Here is a 3,393-nt window from a genome sequence, read left to right on the forward strand (position 1 = left end):
TCCCCTGCCTTTACATAGTCCCCCAGCTTTTTGTGCATGGTAATTCCTGCGGCAAAATCGATGGAGTCTTCCTTTTTGATGCGGCCCGCCCCCAACAATACACTGGCGTTGCCGATCTTTTCTACATCATTTTTGCAAATGTACCCTTCTTGTTCAGCGGTCAGTTCATAGCTGTATTTTGCCTGACGGAATTTTGACGCATCTTTCAGCACCGAAATATCTCCGCCTTGTGCAGCAAACATTTTGCAGCAAAGATCAAACGCAGATCCATCAGCAATCACCTGTTCCGCCATGGAACGGCATGTTGCGGCGTCGCCCTTTCCGGCCAGAATCAACATATTGGTTGCCAGCTGCAGGCACACCTCGGTAAGATCCTTCGGTCCATGGCCCTGCAAGACTGCCATACTCTCGGCCACTTCCAAAGAGTTACCGATGTTGCGTCCCAACGGCTTATCCATATCGGTAATCAGAGCCGCCACCTTACGGCCATGGGCTGTACCAATGGCTACCATCTGCCGCGCCAATTCAATAGCGCTGTCCAGATCTTTCATGAAGGCGCCGTCCCCCATGGTAACATCCAACAGGATGGCATCGGAACCGGCTGCCAATTTTTTACTCATGATGGAAGATGCGATCAGCGGAATGCATCCCACGGTAGCTGTTACGTCCCGCAGTGCATACATCTTTTTGTCAGCGACCGCAATATGACCGCTCTGCCCGATAACCGAAATGCCAATCTCGTTCACCTGGCGGAAAAATTCTTCCTGATTCAAGCTGGTACGGGTACCGGGTACGGCCTCCATTTTGTCAACCGTACCACCGGTATGCCCTAATCCCCGACCACTCATTTTTGCGATTTTCACGCCGCAGGCCGCCACTACCGGTGCGATTACCAGCGTGGTCTTATCGCCTACACCGCCGGTGGAGTGCTTATCCACCTTGATGCCCTGAATTGCGGAAAGGTCTACCATATCTCCGGAACTGGCCATAATATCGGTCATTTCCGCTGTTTCTTCGTCTGTCATGCCACGCAGATAGATGGCCATCAGCAGCGCCGACATCTGATAGTCCGGCACATCCCCGGCTACATACCCGTTAATGGCAAACGCCAATTCTTCCCGGGTCAGCGTACCACCGTCCCGTTTTTTGGCAATGATATCATACATTCGCATATTGAGATCCCCCTTTCGGTAAAAGACTGTATCGCAGAGCGGTTGAAACAGAGAAATGCCGCCCGCAGACGGCATTTCCAAAAATCTTCATAAACCGTATGCCGGTACTTATCGGCTTCCCTTGTCGTAAGGGATGCCTTCTGCCTTGGGAGCCATACTGTTCTTGCTGGTAAAAGCCAGGATAACCATGGAGGCAATGAACGGCATCATATTGTAGATGTTGGACGACCAGCCCAACTGCGAGAGGAACGTAGCGTCTGCAATATTCGCCAGACTCTTAAACACTGCGAAGAACATAGCGGCGCCAAAGATGTGCACCGGTTTCCACTGGCCAAAAATCATAACAGCCAGTGCCAGGAAGCCGGTACCCGCAACGCCCACCTCGAAGTTCCAGGTCTGTACGCTGGGAATGATATAAGCCAGGCCGCCAATGCCGCCCAGCACACCCGAAATCAGAACGCCGGCGTAGCGCATTTTGTAAACGTTAATGCCTACCGAGTCTGCCGCCTGAGGATGTTCACCGCAAGCACGCAGCCGCAGACCAAAACGGGTTTTATACATTACAATGTAGCTGATAATCAGCAGTACAATGCCCAACGGAACAAATACGCTCAGTTCAAGGCTTCCAATTTTGAACAGGAACGCATTATTGGTGTAATTGATTTTGGAAGAGGTAGAGCCGTTGAAGTTCTTTGCCAGAATAATGGCAATTGCCGTAGCCAACATATTCAGAGCTGTACCGCCTATGGTCTGGTCCGCTTTCAGATTGATGGAAGCAAAAGCAAGCAGCAGCGAAAACACCATGCCGGAAAGTGCCGCCACCAAAATGGAAATAGTCACAATAACAAGCGGAGGCAACGTATTGGGCAGCATGGCGACCGCCAGAACACCGCCCAGGCCACCGATTACCATAATGCCTTCCAGGGCAATATTGATGATGCCGGAGTGTTCGCTGAACATGCCGCCCAGCGCCACCAGCATGAGTACGATGCCGTACAAAAGGGTGTATTTGATCAGCAGCAGCATATCACTTACCCTCCTTCTTGGCCTTCGGGGCCGGTTCCGCATTGGCATCGGGTGTGTCCTTATCCGCATGCATCTTCTTGGCAATCAAGCCACGGAACAGCATAGCGAAAGCACACAGATAAATGATGATGCCGGAAATCAGATCCGCAATCTCGGCCGGGAAATACTTTGTGGGCAAGAAGCTGCCGCCCACCGTAATATGGGAAATAAAGATCGAGGAGAAAATGGTTCCGATGGGATGGGATGCTGCCAGCAACGCAGTTGCAATGCCGTTGAAGCCCATAGCCGGCAGGCTGGTGGTATTCAGCGGATTCCACTCAGCACCGCCGGACAGGTACAGCAATCCCGCGCCGAAACCGGCCAATGCACCGGCAATGGTCATGGAAAGAATGATGTTCTTTTTCTCATTAATGCCGGCGTAGCGGGCGGCGTTCTTATTAAGGCCGACTGCCTTGAGCTCATAACCGAAGGTGGTCTTTTCCAGAACCACCCAGATGAGAATAGCAGCGGCAATCGCCAAGAAGATGGAGATGGTCGTGCTGGGGGTATGGAACAGTTCGGCCATGCCGCCGGAAGGAATGAGCGAATCCGGCGAGCGGTCCGCCACTTTCCAGGTGCGGGTATTGTTGGCGTCATACATTGCGCCGGTACCGCGGGCATAAATGATCTCATTGACCATATACAGGCCGATCCAGTTGAACATAATGGAGGTGATAACCTCGTTGATGTTCAAATAAGCCTTGAACACACCCGGGATTGCCCCCCATACCGCACCAAAAAGCGCCGACGCCAGCAAACACACATACCAGGGCAGATTGAGAATCAACGCACAATACAAACCGCCGAATGCTCCCAATGTATATTGCCCGGCTGCGCCGATGTTGAAAAGACCTGTTTTGAAGGCAAAAGCAACCGACAGACCGGTCATGATCAACGGAGCAGAGTTCGTCAGGGTTTTGCCTACACCATAGGGGAAATCATAGAAGCCGCCCTGAATAATGCGAAGAAATCCCTGCTGCCAGGCGTGTTCAGGATTGATGATGACCAATGCAATCAATCCCACAATCAGACCGATCAGGATGCACAGTAAAGCCGCCAACACACTGCTGCTTTTTTGCCGCAATGCCGCGCCTACATTATTTTTGCTTTGGCTCATAAATTACTGTGCCTCCTTTCCCTGTTTTTTGGCGCCTGC

General features: G+C 51.9%; 3 protein-coding genes. All 3 read right to left on the bottom strand.

Annotated elements, in window-relative coordinates:
• Positions 1-1,172: thymidine phosphorylase (locus tag H6B10_RS13395; protein ID WP_204652068.1), on the bottom strand; the 1,172-nt coding region annotated here is incomplete at its 3' end.
• Between the two features lie 108 nt (positions 1,173-1,280).
• On the bottom strand, positions 1,281-2,198 hold the full coding sequence (locus tag H6B10_RS13400; RefSeq protein WP_204652069.1) for an ABC transporter permease: 918 nt from the start codon (positions 2,196-2,198) through the stop codon (positions 1,281-1,283).
• A gap of 1 nt (position 2,199) precedes the next feature.
• On the bottom strand, positions 2,200-3,354 hold the full coding sequence (locus tag H6B10_RS13405; protein WP_204652070.1) for an ABC transporter permease: 1,155 nt from the start codon (positions 3,352-3,354) through the stop codon (positions 2,200-2,202).
• Between the last annotated feature and the right edge of the window lie 39 nt (positions 3,355-3,393).

It is taken from the genome of Gemmiger formicilis (assembly GCF_016901605.1).
In the GTDB taxonomy this organism is placed as follows: domain Bacteria; phylum Bacillota; class Clostridia; order Oscillospirales; family Ruminococcaceae; genus Gemmiger; species Gemmiger formicilis_B.